At 59.8% G+C, this 21,642-nt stretch carries 18 protein-coding genes; 12 read left to right on the top strand and 6 right to left on the bottom strand.

The features are described from left to right. The first annotated feature begins 124 nt into the window (after positions 1–124). Positions 125–1,312 (top strand): FIST signal transduction protein, encoded by a 1,188-nt coding sequence (locus tag FEM03_RS01845; RefSeq protein WP_138084463.1) that lies wholly within the window; start codon positions 125–127, stop codon positions 1,310–1,312. A gap of 137 nt (positions 1,313–1,449) precedes the next feature. Here FEM03_RS01845 and holA read toward each other — a convergent pair whose 3' ends face one another. Continuing rightward, a complete protein-coding gene (gene holA, locus FEM03_RS01840; protein ID WP_138084462.1) occupies positions 1,450–2,607 on the bottom strand; it encodes a DNA polymerase III subunit delta in 1,158 nt (385 codons plus the stop codon). 200 nt (positions 2,608–2,807) lie between these two features. On the opposite strand from holA, the gene FEM03_RS01835 reads away from it, so the two are divergent. The 7 genes from FEM03_RS01835 (at position 2,808) to FEM03_RS01805 (ending at position 11,094) form a co-directional block, all read left to right on the top strand. After that, positions 2,808–3,260, top strand: coding sequence for a cupin domain-containing protein (locus tag FEM03_RS01835; RefSeq protein WP_138084461.1), 453 nt, complete (start codon positions 2,808–2,810; stop codon positions 3,258–3,260). A gap of 44 nt (positions 3,261–3,304) precedes the next feature. Further along, a complete protein-coding gene (locus tag FEM03_RS01830; protein ID WP_138084460.1) occupies positions 3,305–3,859 on the top strand; it encodes a dimethylamine monooxygenase subunit DmmA family protein in 555 nt (184 codons plus the stop codon). After that, positions 3,856–4,815: a PDR/VanB family oxidoreductase gene (locus tag FEM03_RS01825; RefSeq protein ID WP_138084459.1), complete on the top strand. Its 960-nt coding sequence runs from the start codon at positions 3,856–3,858 to the stop codon at positions 4,813–4,815. Before FEM03_RS01830 ends, FEM03_RS01825 begins: the two co-directional genes overlap by 4 nt. Before the next feature lie 15 nt (positions 4,816–4,830). Next, positions 4,831–5,907, top strand: a complete 1,077-nt coding sequence (locus FEM03_RS01820) for a heme-dependent oxidative N-demethylase family protein (RefSeq protein ID WP_138084458.1) — start codon at positions 4,831–4,833, stop codon at positions 5,905–5,907. 54 nt (positions 5,908–5,961) lie between these two features. Then, positions 5,962–6,747 (top strand): SDR family oxidoreductase, encoded by a 786-nt coding sequence (locus tag FEM03_RS01815; RefSeq protein ID WP_138084457.1) that lies wholly within the window; start codon positions 5,962–5,964, stop codon positions 6,745–6,747. A gap of 43 nt (positions 6,748–6,790) precedes the next feature. Continuing rightward, positions 6,791–8,761 (top strand): primary-amine oxidase, encoded by a 1,971-nt coding sequence (locus FEM03_RS01810; RefSeq protein WP_138084456.1) that lies wholly within the window; start codon positions 6,791–6,793, stop codon positions 8,759–8,761. A gap of 143 nt (positions 8,762–8,904) precedes the next feature. Beyond that, positions 8,905–11,094, top strand: coding sequence for a glycosyltransferase family 2 protein (locus FEM03_RS01805; RefSeq protein WP_166442543.1), 2,190 nt, complete (start codon positions 8,905–8,907; stop codon positions 11,092–11,094). Between the two features lie 4 nt (positions 11,095–11,098). Here the strand turns inward: FEM03_RS01805 and FEM03_RS01800 are convergent, their stop codons facing one another. From FEM03_RS01800 to FEM03_RS25480, 4 genes are all read right to left on the bottom strand, one after another. Continuing rightward, complete coding sequence (locus FEM03_RS01800) at positions 11,099–11,965, bottom strand: bile acid:sodium symporter family protein (RefSeq protein WP_138084454.1); 867 nt, start codon at positions 11,963–11,965, stop codon at positions 11,099–11,101. A gap of 125 nt (positions 11,966–12,090) precedes the next feature. Beyond that, positions 12,091–13,407 carry an FMN-binding glutamate synthase family protein gene (locus FEM03_RS01795; protein WP_138084453.1) on the bottom strand — a complete coding sequence of 439 codons (1,317 nt, stop codon included), beginning with the start codon at positions 13,405–13,407 and terminating at the stop codon, positions 12,091–12,093. 103 nt (positions 13,408–13,510) lie between these two features. Continuing rightward, the gene (locus FEM03_RS01790) at positions 13,511–14,212 is read right to left on the bottom strand and encodes a hypothetical protein (RefSeq protein WP_240772640.1); all 702 of its coding nucleotides are present in this window, start codon (positions 14,210–14,212) and stop codon (positions 13,511–13,513) included. A 23-nt stretch (positions 14,213–14,235) separates the two neighbouring features. Further along, positions 14,236–15,117 carry a class II glutamine amidotransferase gene (locus FEM03_RS25480; RefSeq protein WP_138084452.1) on the bottom strand — a complete coding sequence of 294 codons (882 nt, stop codon included), beginning with the start codon at positions 15,115–15,117 and terminating at the stop codon, positions 14,236–14,238. Positions 15,118–15,194: 77 nt separating this feature from the next. On the opposite strand from FEM03_RS25480, the gene glnT reads away from it, so the two are divergent. Then, a complete protein-coding gene (gene glnT / locus FEM03_RS01780; protein WP_138084451.1) occupies positions 15,195–16,559 on the top strand; it encodes a type III glutamate--ammonia ligase in 1,365 nt (454 codons plus the stop codon). A gap of 278 nt (positions 16,560–16,837) precedes the next feature. Further along, positions 16,838–17,989 (top strand): N-methyl-L-tryptophan oxidase, encoded by a 1,152-nt coding sequence (solA, locus tag FEM03_RS01775; protein WP_138084450.1) that lies wholly within the window; start codon positions 16,838–16,840, stop codon positions 17,987–17,989. Positions 17,990–18,075: 86 nt separating this feature from the next. Here the strand turns inward: solA and FEM03_RS01770 are convergent, their stop codons facing one another. After that, on the bottom strand, positions 18,076–19,161 hold the full coding sequence (locus FEM03_RS01770) for a class I SAM-dependent methyltransferase (RefSeq protein WP_138084449.1): 1,086 nt from the start codon (positions 19,159–19,161) through the stop codon (positions 18,076–18,078). A 111-nt stretch (positions 19,162–19,272) separates the two neighbouring features. On the opposite strand from FEM03_RS01770, the gene FEM03_RS01765 reads away from it, so the two are divergent. Beyond that, on the top strand, positions 19,273–20,946 hold the full coding sequence (locus FEM03_RS01765; protein WP_166442542.1) for a winged helix-turn-helix domain-containing protein: 1,674 nt from the start codon (positions 19,273–19,275) through the stop codon (positions 20,944–20,946). A gap of 106 nt (positions 20,947–21,052) precedes the next feature. Further along, positions 21,053–21,634 carry a YceI family protein gene (locus FEM03_RS01760; protein WP_138084447.1) on the top strand — a complete coding sequence of 194 codons (582 nt, stop codon included), beginning with the start codon at positions 21,053–21,055 and terminating at the stop codon, positions 21,632–21,634. The last annotated feature ends 8 nt before the right edge of the window (positions 21,635–21,642 follow it).

Here is a 21,642-nt window from a genome sequence, read left to right as displayed (position 1 = left end):
AAGTTTTCGACAAAACACCATCCATCCACCAAAAAAACACCCCGCAGGCCCCACGCCTCATTTCAGGCCCCGTCCCACCCTTTTGGTTGCCGAAAACTCCCGCCCGCATTATCCTTTTATCAACATGGACATCGCAACGCCATCCACCACCTCCGGCTCAGCTTACTCGGAACTGGTGCCAGGCAGCTTCGATGAAACCAAAGCCATCGAGGCCGCCCGCCGTGCCCACCAGCAACTCGGCGACCACGCCACCATCGCCTTTCTTTTTGTCTCCTGCGACCTGCGAGAATCCCTCGCCGATCTCATCGAACTCGTCCAGATCCACGCCCGCTGCCCCCAAGTCGTCGGCTGCTCTGCCAGCGGCCTGATCAACGGCGAACAGGAGGACGAAGAAGCCAATGGATTTTCCCTTCTCGTCCTGCGACTCCCGCAAACCGAGGTCAATGTTGTCAGTCTCCCGCCGGAAAATCACGACTCCAGCTGGGATCAAATCCGCCGCTGGAACCGCGAAGGTTGCGACGGCTGGGTCCTCCTCGGCAATCCCGTTCTGCTCGGCGAAGAATGGATGAACCAGTGGAACCGCACCATCGGCTCCGTTCCCGTCTACGGCGGTCTCGCCGGGGGCAGTCACCGTGCCGAAGAATTGTTTGTTTTCGACCAAGGCGGCGTCCACGAAAACGCCTCCGCCATCGCCATCGGCCTGCGCGGCGGCATCCAGTTCAGCGGACTCGTCAGCCAGGGCTGCCGTCCCATCGGCGAACCGTTCACCATCACCAAGGCCGATGAAAACCTTATCCACCAGCTCGCCTCCCAAAGCGCCTACGAGCAGTTGCAATCCACCTTCCACAACCTTTCCGAACAACAACGCGAACGCGCCCAGGGCAACATCCTCATCGGCCTCGCCATGAGCGAATACGTCGAAGATTTTAATACCGGCGACTTCCTCGTCCGCTCCATCCTCGGCGGCGATCCCGACAAAGGCGCCATCGCCGTCGGTGCCCTTCCGCGCGTCGGCCAGACCCTGCAATTTCAGCTTCGCGACAAGGAAGCCGCTTCCGCCGACCTTCACTACGCCCTCGGCAAGTGTCAGCAGCATCTGGCCAATCCCCCCTTCGCCGCCATCCTCTTCTCCTGCGGCGGCCGCGGCAAACACCTTTTCGGACGCCCCCATCACGACGCCTCCCAATTCGCCGCCACCTTCGGCACCACCCCTCTCGCCGGCTTCTTCTGCAACGGCGAAATCGGCACCGTCGGCGACAAAGCCTATCTCCACGGCTTCACTGCGAGCGCGTTGATCCTCGCCAACAAGTAACGAATCTTCCTCCTACTCCTACTCTTCCTCCTACTCCCCACTCAAAACCAAACCACACCCCACGCCAACCCCCGCCCGAGAGCCCCCTTCCCGCCAATCGTCCTCGTCCTCCTACTCGAACTCGTCCTCGATTCCGGTCACCGTTTCTTCGTCAACATCCCCACCAACAACCGCTCCAGCACCAACTGCGGTTCAATACTCGTCGACACCAGCTTCAAGTTCGCCTCCAAACACGCCTTCAGCGCCGCGCGCAATTCCGGCAACGTGAATTTCGACGCCTCATTCAGCGCCAAAAACAGCGGATAAACATTCAACCCGCTGCCGTCCTTCTTCTTCGGCAAATGCGCCGTCTCCGAACTCGGCAATCGCTCCAGCGCCCCACCAAACGACCCATAACTCCCCCTCGGCAGCTTCGGATGCCGTTCCAGCAAATCCGCCGCCAGCAACAGATTGCGCACCCTCGGCACTACTGCGGCCAACAGAATCCCAATCGCATTCTGCCCCTGATAGATCAACGTCCGCACCAGCTCCAGCGCCCGACGCAAATCCCGACGCCCAATCGCATTGCCCAATTCAAACACCACCCCGGCCCGGTTCAACGGCACCAACAGGCGCACCACGTCCTCCGTCACCCGGCCATTTTCCCCCACATACAAACTCAACTTCTCAATCTCGCTGTCCAACTGCCGCGTGTCCTCCCCCGCCAGATGCACCAGCATCTCCAGCGCCGCATGATCGAACCGCAAACCCAGATCCCGACCGCGCCGTTCCACCTGCGCAATCACCGCATCCTCCCAGCCCGACTTCGTCGTGTCCGGCCGATCAAACACCCGCACATCGGCGACTTTTGACAGCTTCTTCCACGCCGCCCGGCGCTTGTCCACCGCCCCCACGCTCATCAAAAACTTGATCTCCGGCGGCAGCTTCTCCGCATAATCCAAAATCGCCTCCATCCCTTCAATCGCCGCATTGGTCCTCCCCACCACCGAGTCCGCCAGGAAATTGACATTCTTCAACCACACCAGCTTGCCACCCCCAAAGAACGGCAGCGTCTGCAACGCATCCAAGGTCGATCGCACAATCTGCCCACAATGCTCCGCGCTTTCCGCGATCCCCTCGATCACATCATTGCCAAAATCCCCCGAGTCCGGCGGCGACAACTCCTTCGAGAGCTTCAGCGCCGCCTCTTTCACCCGCAAATCATCCGTTCCCACCACCGCAATGATGTTCCCCGCCCCCCCAGAAGTTGCCGATGCCTTTTTGACCGCCATGACCACGCCAAACTGCCGTTTCAAAACCCCAAGTCAAGCCACAGAAGCAACCTCATTTGCCAGGAGAGAACACAAAGAACGAGGAACAAGGAACCAAGAACCTATCCCCCTCTCTTTGTGCTCTTTGCGATCTTTTGTGGCCAAAATATCACCCCAACCCCGCGCACCCGGCACGCTTGCTGCTATTCAACCCGTGTTTCCTAACAGGCAACCCGGTATTCATCATGTCCGCTTACCTTTCCACGAAACCCGGCATTCAATTGCTGAAAAAATCCGACGCCACCCTCGTCGATCTCGAAGAAAGCTACCAGCGCCCCGGCCTGATCAGCAGCATCCTCGACTTCCCCATCACCGACGCCAAAGCCGAACTCACTCTTGGCCGCTTCGAGATGCGCCCCTCCGTCGACTTCCCATTTTTCTACGAATACCTTGAGGTCAAAACCATCACTAGCGGTCGCATTGTCGTGAAAGACGAAGACGGCATCACCTATGCCGCAGAGCCCGGCGACGTCTTCATCTTCACCCCGCCCCATCTCGTCATGTTCTGCGCTGAGTCCGACGGCACCGCTGTCTACATCGGCCATCGCGGTCCCGAGCCCTCCTTCCTCCCCGGATACACCAGTAAGGTCGACACCCCCATCCCCGAAAAAGTCAAAGCTTGGTGGACCCCCATGTAACTCGACCCTCAAGAACCTGAACCCTTTAACCCTTATCCCCGCTTGTGGGCAGCATCAAAAGCCAGCCGGTCTATGCGCCCCTGACCTTCAATCCGGAGGCCAGCCATCATCTCTTCGCCACCTCCGGCGTCGGCTATCACGCCGTTGAAACCCTTCTCACCGAAACTCCCGCCTTTCCCTACACCTGGCTCCACGTCGGCGACACCCCCGCCTCGCCAACTGCGTTCGGCTACCCTGATGAATCATCGCTCCTTCGCGACCTCGAAATCAAACTGCGCCAAGTTTCCCCCGGCACCCAAATCGCCCTCGCCGGACCCGAGACCTTCATCTGGTCCGCCGCCCTCGTCACTCGCGGAGCCGGTTTCAGCCGGAGTCGCGTGCAAACCCAACTGATGGGCTCCAAAGCCCGCCGCGTTTTGTGCGCCCACTGCCGCCACCTGCACGAAGGCATCCAACACACCATTTTCGTCTGCCACGGTTGCGGCCTGCACCTTGCCGTGCGCGATCATTTTTCCCGAAGACTCTGCGCCTATCTTGCCGGTCGGGTCGACGCAGAAGAACCCGGAAACATCCCGCAATCAGAGGAGCTCTACGCATGATCAAAGTCATTCTCACCGGGGTCACGCCCATCACCCATCGCGTGACCCAATTCCGCTTCGCCGCCAAAACCGGCGAACTCCCCGCCTGCTCCCCCGGCAGCGCCTTGCGCATCCACCTCCCCGTTGAAGGCGGCACCAACATCATCACCAACAGCTACTCCATCACCTCCAACCCCTGGACCAGCAGCACCCTCAGCTACACCATCGCCGTCCGACGCGAAGATCCCGGTCAGTCACGCGGCGGCTCCATCTACCTCCATGAACACGCCAAACCCGGCGACTTCTTCGACATCGACCCTCCCACCAACCGCTTCCCCCTCGTCACCACAGCCCCCCACCATCTCCTCATCGCCGGCGGCATCGGCATCACCCCCTTCCTCTCCTACCTCCCCGCCATCGAGCGCCGTCAGCAATCCGTCGAAGTCCACTACAGCTTCCGCGGTTATGAAGAAGCCGCCTTCATCGACCAGCTCCCGCCCGCCACCACCTGCTACCACAACACCAAACTCAGCACCCGCATGAACGTGCGGCACATCCTCGAGCGTCAGCCCCCCGGCACCCACGTCTACGTTTGCGGCCCCGCCGAACTCATTAACGAAGTCCGCCACAGCGCCCAGTCCCTTGGCTGGCCCTCCGCCCAAATCCACTTCGAACATTTTTCCGCTGGCACCGACTCTCGACCCAAGCGCCCCTTCAAAGTCCACCTCGCCGCCAGCGACCGCCAGCTCACCGTCAGCGAAAACGAAACCCTCCTCGAAGTCCTCGAACGCGAAGGACTCCCCGTCTCCCACTCCTGCCGCATCGGCGGTTGCGGCACCTGCGAACTGCGCGTCTCCGGCGGCGGCGGCATCGAACATCGCGACCACTGCCTCACCGACGAAGACCGCCACGACGGCTCCCGACTCATCGCCTGCGTCTCCCGCGCCGCCAACGGCGAACTTGTCCTCGACCTCTGACCCTCTCTACCACCCATGAACGCCCCACCGACCCTGCCCCAAGAAAACGCAGAACCCCCGGTGGCCGAGGCGCTTGCTCCTCCTCCAACTCCCGAGCCCGAAATCGAACCCGAGCTCGACCGCTTCAAAAACAGCGAAATCGACATCGCCCGCTTTCCCTTCCCCTTCGAAGGCGACGACTACTCCTACACCGTCAATCTCCGCAAAGCCGGCCAAGGTGCCCCCGGCAGCTTCGACGAACACTGGTTCGACATCGACCAACATCACGTCGCCGAAATGGAACTCCGCGAACAAGTCCTCGCCGAAGACCCCGAACGCTACCAGGCCCTCCCTCACATGATCGATCACCAGTGGGACACCCTGGAACTCATCATGGAGAAATACAGCACCGACTACCCCCAGCACTTTTCCCTCAGCCGCTTCGGCAACCTCTGGACCTGGGAAAACCGTCTCCTCGGCATCAAAAACACCTTCACCTACGGCGACGCCTCTACCCTTCCCCGCGAACCCCTCGACTACATCACCCGCCAGGCCCAAGGCGACTGGGTGCTCATGGACGAACGCGACAACGACCTGTGGATGGACGCCGGCATGCTCACCTTCCCCGCCGACTGGTCCCTCGCCTTCGACCTCGGCATGTCCTTCGAAGAATGGCACGGCCCCGTCCCCATGGCCCACGAAGCCGGCGTCTTCAAACGCGCCAAACAGTTCCTCATGCGCATCCAGCCCGCCGAACCCTGGCAGCGTTTTAACTGGACCATGACCATCGGCCGACGCTGGGATGCCTCCACCGAAAAATATCACGAATGGGGCATCGACCGCACCACCATCACCCCTGAAAACGTCGGCCAAAAAGTCCACCTCCGCGTCGAAGTCCAAGTCCTCCCCCGTCTCCGTCGCAGCCACGGCCTCCTCTTCCTCATCCGCACTTATTTGATCAGTCTCGACGAACTCACCACCAACCCCGCCTGGGCCAAACGACTTCGCCGCGTCCTCCAGACCCTCCCCGAACCCATTGCGGAATACAAGGGCCTCAATCGTTACAAACAAACCGTCATCGACCACCTCGCCCCCTACGAAGACGGAATCTGAAGCACGAAATCAGCATTCTTTTAGCCCTTATCCTTTAGCCTTTATCCTTTCGAAATGCCCCTCCCGTCCCCCATCTCCATCTCCGGCCAATCTGCCATTGTCACCGGCGGCAGCAAAGGCATCGGCAAAGGCATTGCCCGTGTCCTCGCCGGCAGCGGCGCCAAAGTCCTCATCGTTGCCCGCAACCCCGATGACGGCCGATCCGCCGTCAACGACATCATCGCCGAGGGCGGTATCGCCTCATTCCACCCCGCCGACCTCTCCAACGCCATTGAATGCGAAGGTGCCGTCGCCAAAGCCCTCGAACTCTACGGCAAACTCGACATCCTCTGCTCCAACGCCGGGGCCTTCCCCTCCTGCAACCTCGCCGACATGACCGAACCCCTCTGGGACGAACTCATGGCCCAAAACGTTCGAAGCACCGCCTTCATGGTCAAAGCCGCCATGGTCCCCATGTCCGCCCAAAAATACGGCCGCATCGTTCTCACCTCCTCCATCACCGGCCCCCTCACCGGCTACCCCGGCTGGTCCCATTACGGAGCCACCAAAGCCGCCCAGCTCGGTTTCATGCGCACCGCCGCCCTCGAACTCGCCCCCCACGGCATCACCATCAACGCCGTCCTCCCCGGAAACATCACCACCGAAGCCATCATCGCCATGGGCCCCGCCTACACCGAAGCCACCGCCAAAGCCATCCCCGCCAAAACCCTCGGCGATGTCGAAGACATCGGCTACGCCGCCCTCTTCCTCGCCTCCCCTCAAGCCAAATTCATCACCGCCCAAACCCTCGTCATCGACGGCGGCCAAGTCGTCCCCGAAATCGAAGCAGCGATCCTCTAACTGATTTTAGCCTTCATCCTTTAGCCTTTAGCCTTTCTAGTCCATGTCCACCTTACCACCTCCAACCGCCACCGCCCTCGTCCACCCCCTCACCCCGCTGACCGCCGCCGAAATCAGCGCCGCCGTCGAGCTCCTCAAATCTTCCGGCCAAGCCACCGACACCACCCGCTTCGTCGTCGTCACCCTTCACGAACCTCCCAAACAACTCGTCCTCGACTGGACCCCCGCCTCCCCACCCGTCCCACGCCAGGCCTTCTGCGTCCTTCTCGAAAAAACCACCGGCCAGACCTTCGAAGCCATCGTCAGCCTCGACACCCCCGAAGTCACCCACTTCGAAAACCGCCCCGGCGTCCACCCCGCCATCACCCTCGACGAGTTCTTCGAATGCGAAGAAATGCTCAAACAACACCCCGACTTCATCGCCGCCGTCCACAAACGCGGCATCACCGACCTCGACCTCCTCATGATCGACCCCTGGTCCGCCGGCGCCTATCACAATGACATCGCCGAAGCCGAAGGCCGCCGCCTCGTCCGCGCCCTCACTTGGGTCCGCAGCGAACCCGGCGACAACGGCTACGCCCGCCCCCTCCAGGGACTCATGGCCCTCGTCGACCTCAACACCCTCGAACTCGTCCAGCTCGAAGACGTCGGCATGACCCCCCTCCCGCCCGAACCCGGCAACTACGCCCCGCGCTTCCTCCCCAAACTCCGACCCGCCCTTCACGACCTCGAAATCAACCAGCCGGACGGACCCGGCTTCACCACCGACGGCAACCTCATCCAATGGCAAGGCTGGTCTCTCCGCGTCGGCTTCACCCCCCGCGAAGGCCTCGTCATCCACCAGGTCAGCTACGACGACGACGGCACCACCCGACCCATCTTCTACCGCGCCTCGCTTGTCGACATGATCGTCCCCTACGGCGACCCCGACCAGGCCCACGCCCGCAAAAACGCCTTCGACTGCGGCGAATACGGCATCGGCATGCTCGCCAACTCCCTCGCCCTCGGCTGCGACTGCCTCGGCGTCATCAAATACTTCGACGCCCACCTTGTGAACAGCAAAGGCGAACCCGTCACCATCAAAAACGCCATCTGCCTCCACGAGGAAGACTACGGCATCCTCTGGAAACACGTCGACTGGCGCACCAACGAAACCGAACTCCGCCGCTCCCGCCGCCTCGTCGTCTCCTTCATCTCCACCGTCGGCAACTACGAATACGGCTTCTACTGGTATTTCTACCTCGACGGCAACATCCAATACGAAGTCAAACTCACCGGCATCATCAACACCGGCGCATTACCCGTCGGCCAAAAACGCAAATACGGCAACATCGTCGCCCCCGGCCTCTACGCCCCCATCCACCAGCACATCTTCTCCGTGCGAATGGACATGACCCTCGACGGACTCGGCAACACCGCCCACGAAGTCAACACCCACGCCGAACCCGACGGACCCGACAACCCCTTCGGCAACGCCTTCTACGCCCAATCCACCCCCCTCACCACCGAGACCGCGCGCGACCTCTCCCTCGAATCCGCCCGCTATTGGAAAGTCGTCAATCCCAACGTGAAAAACGCTGTCGGCGAACCCGTTGCTTACAAATTCATGCTCAACGAAAACGCCTTCCCCTTCGTCAGCAAAACCTCCTCCGTCCGCAAACGCGCCGGCTACATCGACCACCATTTCTGGGTCACCCCCTTCGACGAAAAAGAGAAATACGCCGTCGGTGACTACCCCAACCAGCGCCATCCCGACATCGAAGACGGCCTCCCCGCCTTCATCCAGCAAGGCCGTTCCACCGACAACACCAACATCGTCTGCTGGCTCACCCTCAACGCCCACCACGTCGTCCGCCCCGAAGATTTTCCTGTGATGCCCTGCAGCTACATCGGTTTCCTCATGAAACCCACCGGCTTCTTCAACCGCAACCCCGCCATCCATCTCCCTCCCTCACCCTCCAAACACAGCATCCAGGTCGACGCCGAAGAGCCCCCAAGCTGCTGCTGCCATTAATTCCCTCCACCGGACCTCGCCCCTCCAACGCGAAGCGCTTTTTGGATTTGACGGAACCACCATTCCAAGGTGGATATCCCATCATGTGCGCCCAATCGAACTCCTCCCTCCCCCATCAAAGTTCGAACGCCTCACCCCAATCAATGTGTCCAAACCCGCCAGCCCGCGTGGTGGAAAAAGCGGGGTTCCATTACTCCGTTGAACTCTACCCCCGACGGGCCGAACCCAGCAAAACCCATCGTGTCAGCACCCCCAACCATCCTGCTGATTTTGTCGCGATTGCAGAAAGTCCCACCTCCACCCTTCATGGCTGGTTCCTGCCACCTGAAAATCTGACGGTTCACGGACTGCGCGCCGTCCACCAAAAGAAAACCTTTGCCGCCCGCAGGAACCAGCTTCGTCCCGATGTCTTCGCTCTTCACCCCGACCGCCCAGACTCGCTCCGCTCTGGATTTCGCATCGAGGTCAACCTCCAGCGCGGTTGGAATCATTTTGTCCTGCAATACAAGGACGCCCAGTCCCAGTGGCAGGATTTCGGTCACGTCGCCATTCGCCGTCCCCTCCTCTCCTTCAACCTGCCGATCTTCATGTCCAAGTCGAAATCGGATTTGGAATTGGAATATCAACCCTCCCCGCACGAACAATGGAGCCGGGCCCATGGCGATCCCGCCCCTTCGGAACTGCAGGCCATGGTTCGGTTTCTCGACCGCTTCCCGTCCAAGCCGCTTCTCTCCGTCCTCCTTCCCACCTACAACACCCCCATCCACTGGCTGCGCCGCACCATCGAGTCCATTCAAGAGCAAATTTACCCTCACTGGGAACTCTGCATCGCCGACGACTGCTCCCCCCAGCCCGCCGTCCGTCGCCTCTTGAATCATTACGCTCGTAGCGACTCGCGGATCAAACTCAAGCTCATGGAAGCCCACGGGCACATCTGCCAAAGCTCCAATGCCGCACTCGAACTCTGCAACGGAGCCTACACCGTGTTGCTCGATCACGATGACGAAGTCCCCCGCCACGCCCTTTTTCACATCGCCTGGGAGGCCGCCAGTCACCCCACTTCCGACATCATTTTCACCGACGAAGACAAGATCGATCTTACCGGCTCTCGATTTGAACCCTACTTCAAATCCGGCTGGAACTACGACCTCCTGCTCACCCAAAACTGCGTCAGCCACCTCGGAGCCTACCGCACCGAACTGCTGCGCGACATTGGCGGCTTCCGCGTCGGATATGAAGGCAGCCAGGACTGGGATCTCGCCCTGCGTGCCTATGCCCGCTCCGCTCCTGATCGCGTCCGTCACATTCCCCGCATCCTCTACCACTGGCGCACCCTCGAAGCCTCCACCGCGTCCACCGTCAACGCCAAACCTTACGCCTTCAATGCAGGTCGCCGCTCCATCGAAGAACACCTTCACCAAACCTGTCCGGGCGCCGTCATTCAGGACACCCCAAACCACCGCTGGCGCATCCTCTGGCCCCTGCCCGAGCCCGCCCCCCTGGCCTCCCTCATCGTTGCAACCGACGGACCCCTCCATTGGCTGCAAAACCTCATCGAATCCCACATCAAACACGCGGCCCCCACGCCGACGGAACGGTTGTTGATCGCCCATCCCGGCACCCATCCTGAAACTCAAGATTACCTCGAGCACCTCATCACCAGGCATCCCGGGTGTCGATTGCTCCATCTTGAAAACACCGGCGTTGCCGCCCTCAACCTAGCCGCCGCCGCCGCTTCGGGTGACCTGCTCATCTTCCTCCATCCCGGAGCCGAAATCACCCAATCCGACTGGCTGGACGAACTCATCCGCCAGACCAGCCGCGACGGAATCGGTGCCGTCGGTGGGGCCGTCATCAACGAAGACGACTCGCTGCAATACGGCAGCCTCGCCATCAATCCAACGACCCTTGCCACACACGCCTTCCGCCACTGGCCCGTCACCAAGCGCACCATCACCTCCCCTCCCCATTCCGTTCAGGAGGTCAGCGCCCTTCCCCTCGCCTGTCTCGCCGTGCGCAAGGAATGCTTCCAACGCGTTCAAGGTTTCAACGAAACCCTTCATTCCCCCCTCGCCGCCGCCCTCGATTTCAGTCTCAAACTGCGCGAAATCAACCTGCGCAATCTCTTCACCCCCCACAGCCAGTTGCTGGTCCGCAAAGAAGCCCAGCCCCACTTCCAAGGCTACGATCAACCAAACCCCCAAGACATCGAGCTACTTGTCACCCGCTGGAAAACCCAACTTTCCCAAGACCCCTTCTTCAACCCCAACCTCTCCATCCATTGCACCGTTCCCATCGCCGCCAAACCCAGCACTTCCTGGCCCTGGCAATGAGCCATCAAGGAACCGTGGTCTTCCCCCTCCCAAACCACCCAATCATCACCGCCCCGCTCACAAACATAAACAAACTGTAAACCACCGCCGGCACCGCCAAACCGGCACTCTCCAACAACCCCAACGCAATTGCCAACGCCAGCGTCCCATTCTGAATCCCCACCTCAATCGAAATCGCAATCCGCTGCGCCTTCACCAACCCCATCAGCCCCGCCGCCACAAACCCCAACACCATCCCGCCTAAATTCAAAACCACCACCGCCGGACCCACCGCCGCGATCTGCGCCCCAAGATCCTTCTCCTTCAAAACCGCAGCGATGATGATCAACGCCAAAAACACCATCGACATCACATTCACCGGCTTCGACATCCGCTGACTGAATCCGGGCCGCGCCGCATGGATCCACATCCCCACCGCAATCGGGATCACCGTCACCACCATCAACTGCACCAGCGTCTTCCCAAACGGCAACTCAATCGCGGCCTCCCCCGCCATAAAACGCTCCATCGCGAACCCCACCACCAGGGGAATCGTGAACACCGTCACCACACTCGACACCGCCGTCAGCGTCACCGACAACGCCGTATCACCCTTCGACAAATGCGAAATTAGGTTCGAAGTCGGCCCGCCCGGACAAGCCGCCACCAGCATCAACCCCACCGCCAGCTCCCCCGGCAGCTTGAACAAATACACCAGCCCAAACGCCAGCACCGGCAGCATCACCAGTTGCAAAAACACCCCCACCAACGTTGCCTTGGGTGCAAACAATACCCGTCTAAAATCCGCCACCGTCAGACTCATCCCCATCCCCACCATCAACAAAATCAGCGCCAGCGGCAACAGCACAGTCTTCAACAAATCATCAGGCATCCGCCCCTTCTAGCGGCAGCCTTCAACCCTGTCCACCCCTTTTGGAGTGCGGGGCTTTGCACCGCTTTCGAAGCTCTCAACTACATCCAAAGCGTCGCCCAGCGTCGCACTCCAAATCAAATCCCTCACATTCCCTTCCCCTTCCCCGGGATCCAGTCCGTCCCCGCCAGCGGCACCCCCGCCATCGCCGCCGCCTCAATCGTCAACGCCGCCAAATCTTCCGGCTCCAGGTTGTGCACATGCGACTTCCCGCACGCCCGCGCCAGCGTCTGCGTCTCCATCGTCAACACGCGTAAATAGTTCGCCAACCTCCGCGCCCCATCCAGCGGATCCAACCTCGCCGTCAACGCCGGATCCTGCGTCGTGATCCCCGCCGGATCATTGCCCGCCTGGTAATCATCATAAAATCCCGCCGCACTTCCAAGCTTCTCGTAATCCGACTGCCACTTCGGATGATTGCACCCCAACGCAATTAACGCTGCCGTGCCAATCGACACCGCGTCCGCCCCCATCGCCAGCGCCTTCGCCACATCCGCCCCACTGCGAATCCCCCCCGAAATGATCAACTGCACCTTGCGATGCATCCCCATCTCCTGCAACGCCTGCACCGCCTGCCTCAACGCTGGCAACGTCGGAATCCCCACATGCTCGATGAACACATCCTGCGTCGCCCCCGTCCCCCCCTGCATTCCATCCAGCACAATCACATCCGCCCCCGACTTCACCGCCAGCTTCACATCGTAGTAAGTCCGCGAAGCCCCGATCTTCACATAAATCGGCTTCTCCCAATCCGTGATCTCGCGCAACTCCTCAATCTTGATCGCCAGATCATCCGGCCCCGTCCAGTCCGGATGCCGGCACGCACTTCTCTGATCAATCCCCTTCGGCAGATCCCGCATCATCGCCACCCGGTCACTGATCTTTTGACCCAACAACATCCCGCCGCCCCCCGGCTTCGCCCCCTGACCCAGCACAATCTCAATCGCATCCGCCTTCCTCAAATCATCCGGATTCATCCCATACCGCGACGGCAGATACTGATACACCAGCAAGTCCGAATGCCCCCGTTCCTCCACCGTCATCCCCCCGTCGCCCGTCGTCGTCGAAGTCCCCACCTCACTTGCCCCGCGACCCAGTGCCTCCTTCGCATTCGCGCTCAACGACCCAAAACTCATCCCCGCAATCGTGATCGGAATCTTCAAATGCAGCGGCTTTTTCGCAAACCGATCCCCCAACACCACATCCGTCGCACATTTCTCCCGATACCCCTCCAACGGATACCTCGACATGCTCGCTCCCAAAAACACCAGATCATCAAAATGCGGCAACGCCTTCTTCGTTCCCCACCCCCGGATATCATAAATCCCCTCCTCAGCCGCCCGCTGAATCTCATGAATCACACCACGACTGAATAACTGGGACTCACGCAAAGAAGGATTCATAAGAAGAAAGAGATACAAGACACAAGACTAAAAGACAGAAGACCTGATTTACTCACTAACTGGAAGCCATCTTCTGTCTTTTGTCTTCCGGTCTTCTGTCTCCCTAATAACTCGCCACATGATCACTATGGAAATGGTATAACTTCCGCGCCGACCCATATCTCCGAAACTCCTCCGGCTTCGCCCCACTTCCCGCTTCTTGCAGCAGCCGGGTCAACAACACCAGGTGCTCCGCGCGCATCTCCTTTTCCACACAATCCGCCCCCAAACTCGCCACCTTGCCGCGCACAAACAACTTCGCCTCATACAGCGAATCTCCCAACGCATCGCCCGCATCCCCACATACCACCAGCGTTCCGCTCTGACCCATGAACGCACTCATGTGCCCCACCGAACCCTTCACCACAACATTGATTCCCTTCATCGAAATCCCACACCTCGCCGACGCATCCCCATCAATTACCAGCAACCCCCCATGCGCCGTCGCCCCCGCACTCTGACTCGCATTGCCCATCACATGCACCTTCCCTGACATCATGTTCTCCGCCACCCCGGTTCCCGCATTCCCCTCCACCACCACCTTCGCCAGCTGATTCATCCCCGCACAATAATACCCCGCATGCCCCACGATCCGCACCTCATGCGCCAACGTTAAACCCACCGCCAGCGCATGCCGACCCTTCGGATTTATCACCTCCCAAACCCCCGGTTCCACCGCCGCATGCAACGCCCCATTCAGATCGCGCACCGACTGCACATCCAAATCAAACCCTGCACATCGGCGTTTCTCAATCGTGCTCATCATCAGTAAAAATAAAACCTCACTCATCATCTCGACCAACTGTAAACCACCCCCGGCTCCGGCTCCCACAACCTCGCCTTCTCCACCCCCGGCAGCTCCGCCAGCGAACGATATTCCGACGCCATCGCCACATAATCCTCCGTCTCCGCCATCACCGCCGGCTTGCACGCCACCGGATCACGCAACACCGCAAACCCATCGTGTGTCCCCACCGCAAAAGTATAAAACCCATCCAGATCCTGCAACGACGCCTCCAGCGCGTCATGCAAACTTTTCCCCTGCTTCAGCCGCCACGCCAGATACCCCGCCGCGACCTCCGTATCGTTTTCCGTGTGAAACACCATCCCCTCACGCTCCAGATTCAACCTCAGCCGGTTGTGATTGCTCAACGAACCATTGTGCACCAGACACACGTCCATCCCCGTTGAAAACGGATGCGACCCCGCCGTCGTCACCGCACTCTCCGTCGCCATCCGCGTGTGCCCAATCGCGTGACTCCCCCGCATCCCGCGCACTCCAAAACGCTCCACCACCTCCTGCGGCGTCCCCATGTCCTTCATGATCTGAATCCGCCGACCCGCACTCATCACCGTCACCTCCGGCCACCTCAGTTGCATCTGCTGCAACACCGGCCCGTCCGGCTCCGGCACCTCCATCAACACATGATTCGCCACCTTCTCAAACCCCACCGCTCCCAACCCTTCCGCCACCTTCGACCACTCATACCCCAGCTCCGGATGATACAACGATAACTTGAACCATCCCTCCCGCGATTCCTGGTCATACACCGCAAACCCCGCACTGTCCGGACCGCGAGAACACATCGTCTCCAGCATCGGCGCAAAATGATGGCCCAGTTCCGGCTCCATCTCTGAGTTCTTAAAAAATAATCCAACGATTCCACACATGGCTGCAAATGACCTACGAAATTCATTTGCCCCATGTTGCATTTAATGCAACTAGAATTTCATCAACCAAAGACGCCATGAGCATAAACCGCGACACTCTCCGTTCCCAATTCACCGACGACGGCGTCCAGTTCCTCCTCGCCCAATTCGTTGACATCCACGGTTCGGCCAAAGTCAAGATGTGTCCCGCTGAAACCCTTGATGCCCTCGCCGATGACGGAGCCGGATTCGCCGGAGCCGCCGTCTGGGGCCTCGGTCAAGGTCCGCACTCCCACGACATGATGGCGCGCATCGACCTCGACACCTACACCCCCCTACCTTGGCAACCCAACACCGCCCGCTTCGCCGCCGACATCTTCGTCGACGACAAACCCTATGCCTACTGCGCCCGCACTAACCTCAAACGCGTTCTCAACCAACTTAAAGAAAAACTCGGCCTCATCGCCAACATCGGCATCGAACCCGAACATTTTCTTATCACCAAAAACCCCGACGGCACCATCGCCCCCTGGGACCCCGGCAAAGTCGATACCCTCGCAAAACCCTGTTACGACTTCAAAGGCATCTCCGCCGCCATCGGTTATCTCCAAGACATCACCACTTACTGCAACCAGTTAGGTTGGGGCGTCTATCAGGCCGACCACGAAGACGCCAACGGCCAATACGAAGTCAACTTCCACTACAGCGAAGCCCTCACCACCGCCGACCGCTACACCTTCTTTAAAATGATGACCAGCCAGGTCGCCCCCAAGTATGGTGCCATCGCCACCCACATGGCCAAACCCTTCGCCGACCGCACCGGCAGCGGCGCCCACATCCACTACCATCTCGCCGACGCCAAAACCGGCGAAAACATGTTCACCAACGAAGAAGACCCGCGCGGCCTCGGCATGTCCAAGCTTGGCTACCACTTCCTCGCCGGCGTCCTCAAACACGCCCCCGCCCTCTGCGCCATCACCAGCCCCACCGCCAACTGTTACAAACGCCTGCAAGTCGGCCCCGGCCTCTTCAGCGCCCGCTCCGGCTTCACCTGGACGCCCGCCTTCATCAGTTATGGCGACAACAACCGCACCCAAATGCTGCGCATCTGCGGCCCCGGTCATGTCGAAGACCGCACCGTCTCCGCCGCCGTCAATCCCTACCTCGCCTTCGCCGCCTACCTCGTCGCCGGCATGGATGGAATCAACAATGAACTTCACGTCGGCGACCCCAACCTCGGCAACCTCTACGCCATGTCGCGCGACGACATTTATAAGCGCGGCCTAAACACCCTTCCGCAATCCTTGAAGGAAGCTCTCACCGCCTTGGAAACCGACACCGTCATCGCCGAATCCCTCGGCCCCATCGCCCGCGAATTCCTCAGCGTCAAATGGCGCGAATGGAACGAGTATCACCGCCAGATTTCGAAATGGGAGACAGAACAGTATTTAACCTTGTTCTAAGCCAGAAGAGACGAACCACGAATGGACACAAATAGACACGAATGTTCTGAATGGCAGGCATTTCCCAGTCAGACATCTGTGTTTATCTGTGTCCATTTGCTTCACTTCGCTCACCCTTCGGGTAGCCTGTGGCTAGCTATCTCGCTTCACTCGGTTGTGGTTTCTGAGTTAGAAACTAAAAATTTCCAATACCACAGATGAACACAGATAGACACAGATAAAGTCACCTCATCCCATTCGTGTAAATTCGTGTCCATTCGTGGTTAAACTTCCCCCCCATGTCCACCTCCTTCGACGTCATCATCGCCGGCATCGGTGCCATGGGTTCCGCCACCCTCCGCCACTTGTCCGCCCAAGGCCTGCGCGTCGCCGGCATCGACCCCTTCCCTCCCGGCCACGACCAGGGCAGCTCCCACGGCGACACCCGCATCATCCGCAAAGCCTACTTCCTCCACCCCGACTACGTCCCGCTTCTCCATCGCAGCTATCACCTCTGGCGCAAACTCGAGACCGAAATCCAGCAATCCCTCCTCCACCTCACCGGCCTGCTCTGTATCGGAGAAGAAGGCAGTTCCTTCATGACCGGGCTGCAACGCTGCTTTGACGTCAACCAACTTCCTCACGAACGCCTCACCGCCGCCGAAACCCGCGCCCGCTATCCCGCCTTCAACATCCCGGACAACCACCTTGTCTATTTCGATCCCGAAGGCGGCTACCTCCGCCCCGAAGCCTGCATCCGCGCCCAAACCCAACTCGCCACCCAACACGGAGCCACCCTCTTCACCGGCGAACGCCTGCTCACTTGGGAACCCGACGGCACCGGCGTCCGCCTCACCACCAACCAACGCGTCCTTACTGCCCAGAAACTCATCCTCACCACCGGCGCCTGGGTCACCCCCGAATTCGCCAAACTCGGCATCCCCCTCAAAGTCCGCCGCAAAGTCCTCTTCTGGCACCAACTCAACGACCCCGCGACCTTCACCAACACCCCTGTGTGGATTTGGAAAAGCCAGGGCTCCGACTTCTACGGCTTCCCCACCCTCGACAACACCACCATGAAAAGCGCCGAAGACAGCGGCGGCACCTACCTCGACCAACCCGAAGATCGCGACTTCAACATCCACCCCGACGACGACGCCAACCTCACCCCCTTTCTCGCCCGCGCCTTCCCCAACAAAATCGGCCCTGTCCAACACGGAAAAACCTGTCTCTACACCGACGCCGCTGACAAGAACTTCCTCATCGGTTTCCATCCCGAACACCCCCAGGTCCTCCTCGCCTCCTGCTGCTCCGGCCACGGTTTTAAACTTTCCATCGCCATCGGCGAAATCCTCGGTAACGCCATCACCACCGATCAAATCGCCCCCGAGGCCGCATTTTTGAGCCTTTCATCCAAGGAGGGTGGACATTCCTGTCCACCTCAGTCTTAACCCAAAATACCCAAGCGGACAGGAATGTCCGCACTCCTTACCATACCAAGGCAGCCAAAGCCGCCCTCTGCAAATCAACCCATCACTTACGGCTTCACCACATAATAATAATTCATGATGTCGTGCTCCAACTGATGGCGGTCCACGTCACTGAAGCCCGCATTGAACAGGAACTCCCGCGTCATCTGCTCTCCCCACGCGGTGCCCACTCCAAGTCCGCCCTGCGAAAGCGAAACCGTCATGCAGTGCATGCAAGAAACCGTGTAAATCAATGGCCCAAGGTGATGGTTCCGATTGTCCGCGATGTTGCTGGAGGCTCCGACGTCCTGCATCAAAAACAACCCATCAGGCTTCAAGGCACGACGGATGCCCGCCAGCAAATGATCGGGACGCGCCTGGTCATGAATCGCATCAAAAGCGGTGATCCAGTCAAACGCAGCAGGCGGTGCGTCTTCATGAAAAGTGGTTAAATCGCGGATCTCAAAAGTCACGTTGCTGAGCCCACGTTTGACCGCCTCGGCCCGCGCCCAGGCCACGGGTTCTGGACAAAGATCAAAGCCGGTGAACTGGCTGTTCGGAAACAATCGGGCCAGTTCCAAAAGCGCACGACCCTGCCCGCAGCCGACATCCAGCACCTCAATGCCTCGTTCGAGTCGTTCCGTCATCTCCGGCATCAACGGCAAAATGCGATCTTCCAAAGCTTCCACCACATTGCGATGGCTGTCCGTTGCCATCACTTCATGAAAACGTGGATACGCCGAATACGGCACCCCGCCTCCTTTGCGGAAACACTCCACCACGCGATCCTCCACGGCACCGAGCACCGCAATGAACTGGGTCAGATACGCCACGTTTTGTCCATCGGCATCCGTCAGCATGGCGGCATGAGCGGCAGGCAGCGTAAACACCGAGCCGGTGTCGTCGCACTCCACAATGCCACCGGTGGTGACCGCGCCGAGCCACTCGCGCACATAACGTTCGTTAAGGTTTGCCTTCTTCGCCAGCTCCGCGCTGGTGGAAGGTCCGATTTCACGTAGGACTTCGAACAATCCGGTGCGGTATCCGATGGACATCATCATCGCCAGATTGGCCGAGTTCATGATGTTGAGGAAGCGTTCACCGAACGCATTGAGGTCTTCAGGATTCAATTGGGTTTCACAAGCAATGCACATAAGATGGAATTAGTTTTGGTTTGGGCGATGATGCTACCTCATCGAGAAACACAAATCCTTCGCCCCACCTTATCATTTCCTTATTTCATTCATGCCGTGTCGCACGGCCGCATGTCCCTTAAACAAACCACCATGTTGCATTGCTTCCAGTTCATCGAAATCGACGAGCCCAAGCGCGAACTGCGGGTGCATGGCAAACCACAACCGCTGCAACCACGCATCTTCGACCTGCTGGTGCATCTCGTGCGCCATCGCGACCGCGTCGTGCCCAAAGATGAACTGCTCGATGCCGTGTGGACCGATGTCATGGTCGCCGACGGAGCCCTGCAACGCGCCATCAGCCTTCTGCGTTCCACCTTCCAACAAGCCGGAGCCGACGACGTCATTCGCACCTTTCCACGCCATGGCTATCGCTTCTGCTTTGACCCCGCCGCCGACGACGTCATTCCGCCCAAGCCAGATCCCAATTCCAACCAATTGCTCGCGCTCAACGACCACTCTCTTCAACAGTGGGCCCAAAAAGTGCAGACCGGCGGACGTGATGAAACTCTCATCGCCCCGCTCGAAGAAGCCTTTGCCCAGTTAATCGATCAAGGCGAACGACGACGCGCCGCCTGGACCGCAACCCTGCTCGCGCACATTCGCATGGAATGGCGGGATGCCGCGCTCTCCAAAGGCTGGTATCACAAGGCCAGGCGCCTGCTGGTGGATCAACCGCCAGGCCGCGAACAGGGTTACCTCGACTACCTCGGTCACCGATTCGCCATTGCAGAAAACGATCTTAACACCGCCCTCGCTCTCGCCGAAAGCACCCGCGCCATCGGCGAACATCTTCACGACGCCGACCTCGAAACGCTCGGCCTCGTCAGCATCGGCGAAATCCATCTCTTCCTCAACCGCATCCCCTCCGCCATGGCCGCCCTCGAGGAAGCCGGGGCCGCCGTCAGTGCCCGCATACTCAGTCCCTGGGCAGGCGGCATCATCTACTGCGCGCTTATCTACACCTGCATGACACGCTCCGACTGGCGGCGTGCCTCCGAATGGACGGATCAGTTCACCCGTTGGGGCGACCACCTGGGCCCCATCAGCTACAACGGCCTGTGCCGCCTGCACCGCGCCGAGTTGCTCACCATTCAAGGCAAACTTGAGGAAGCCGAACAGGAAATCCGCACCTGCATCGAAATTCTCGCCAAACACTCCCCGTGGGTGGAAGGCGAAGTCTGGCGCTGCCTTGGCGAAACCCTGCTTGCCAAAGGCGATCTTGCCGGTGCCCAGCACGCGTTCACCACCACCATGGAACTCGGCTGGGATGCGCAACTCGAACTCGCCCAGCTCAAACTCGCCGAAGGCCAGCCCAAGGAAGCGCTCAAAAGACTGTCCCGCGCCTTCGCTGAAAACTCCTACTCGTGCAACTCCCGTCGCGGCCGGGCCCTCTCTCATTGGATCGTCATCGCCGCCCGCGCGGGTGATCTCGATCTCGCCCGAAAAACCCTCGCCGAGATTGACGCCTCCCCGGACACCATTTCCACGCCCGCCCTCAAGGCCCTGGTGGAAGGTGCCCGCGCCGAACTCACCGCCGCTGAAGGCCGCACCGCCGCCGCCATCGCTGGATTTCGCAACACCGTGCGTCTATGGCTCGACATGGGTGCCCCCATCCCCGCCGCACAAACGCGCCAACGCCTTGGCGAACTGCTCGCCGCTGACGGTGCCGCCGAACTGGCACACATCGAATTTGCCGCCGCCGAAAAAGCCTTTCGCGAAGCCGGTGTTTTGATCGCTTCATGAATGAATCATTGGCGGAATCTGTGCGCCTCATGTCTACGCATCACTAAGTCGTGGACTTGAAAATGCTCTATCCATCCACTGACCCAGTTCCACTTTCCCTCTTCGTATGAATCCCATCCTCACTGCCATTGCGATTGCCACCGTCTGGCTTGGTCTTGCCAGCCCCATCTTCGCCGATACCACCACCAAGTGGCGAGGCACCGGCGACATCACTTTCTCCGGCACTTCAACACTCCATGAGTGGTCTGGCAAAGTGGCGACCGAACCATTCATTGCCACCGTCGACATCGACGACCATCAGCAACCCAAGTCCCTCAAGGCCGCGGCACAAGTTAAAGCCACTGCCATGGACACTGCCGAACCTGATCGCGACAAAAAAATGCGCGAGTCAATGAAGGTCGGCTCCTTCCCCCTCATCACCGCCAGCTTCGACACCGCCTTCACCGGCGAGATCCCGCCCCAGACGCTTCCCTTCGAACTCACCCTGCTCGGCAAGGCTCAAAAAGTGGAAGGCACCATCAGCAATTGGAAGGCCGCCAAAAACAACAAGCAGGTCACTTTCGATGTGACTTTCGATCTCTCTCTGAAAACCAGCAACATCAAAGTGCCCTCGGTGCTGCTGGTCATTCGCGTTGGCGACACCATCAAGGTGCGTGCCACCATCACCCTCAACCGCGTGAGTGCCTGATCCCGACC

The organism is Phragmitibacter flavus (assembly GCF_005780165.1).
Classification (GTDB): domain Bacteria; phylum Verrucomicrobiota; class Verrucomicrobiia; order Verrucomicrobiales; family Verrucomicrobiaceae; genus Phragmitibacter; species Phragmitibacter flavus.
Note: the sequence above shows the minus strand (reverse complement) of the source record. Positions and strands in the feature narration are given on the sequence as shown.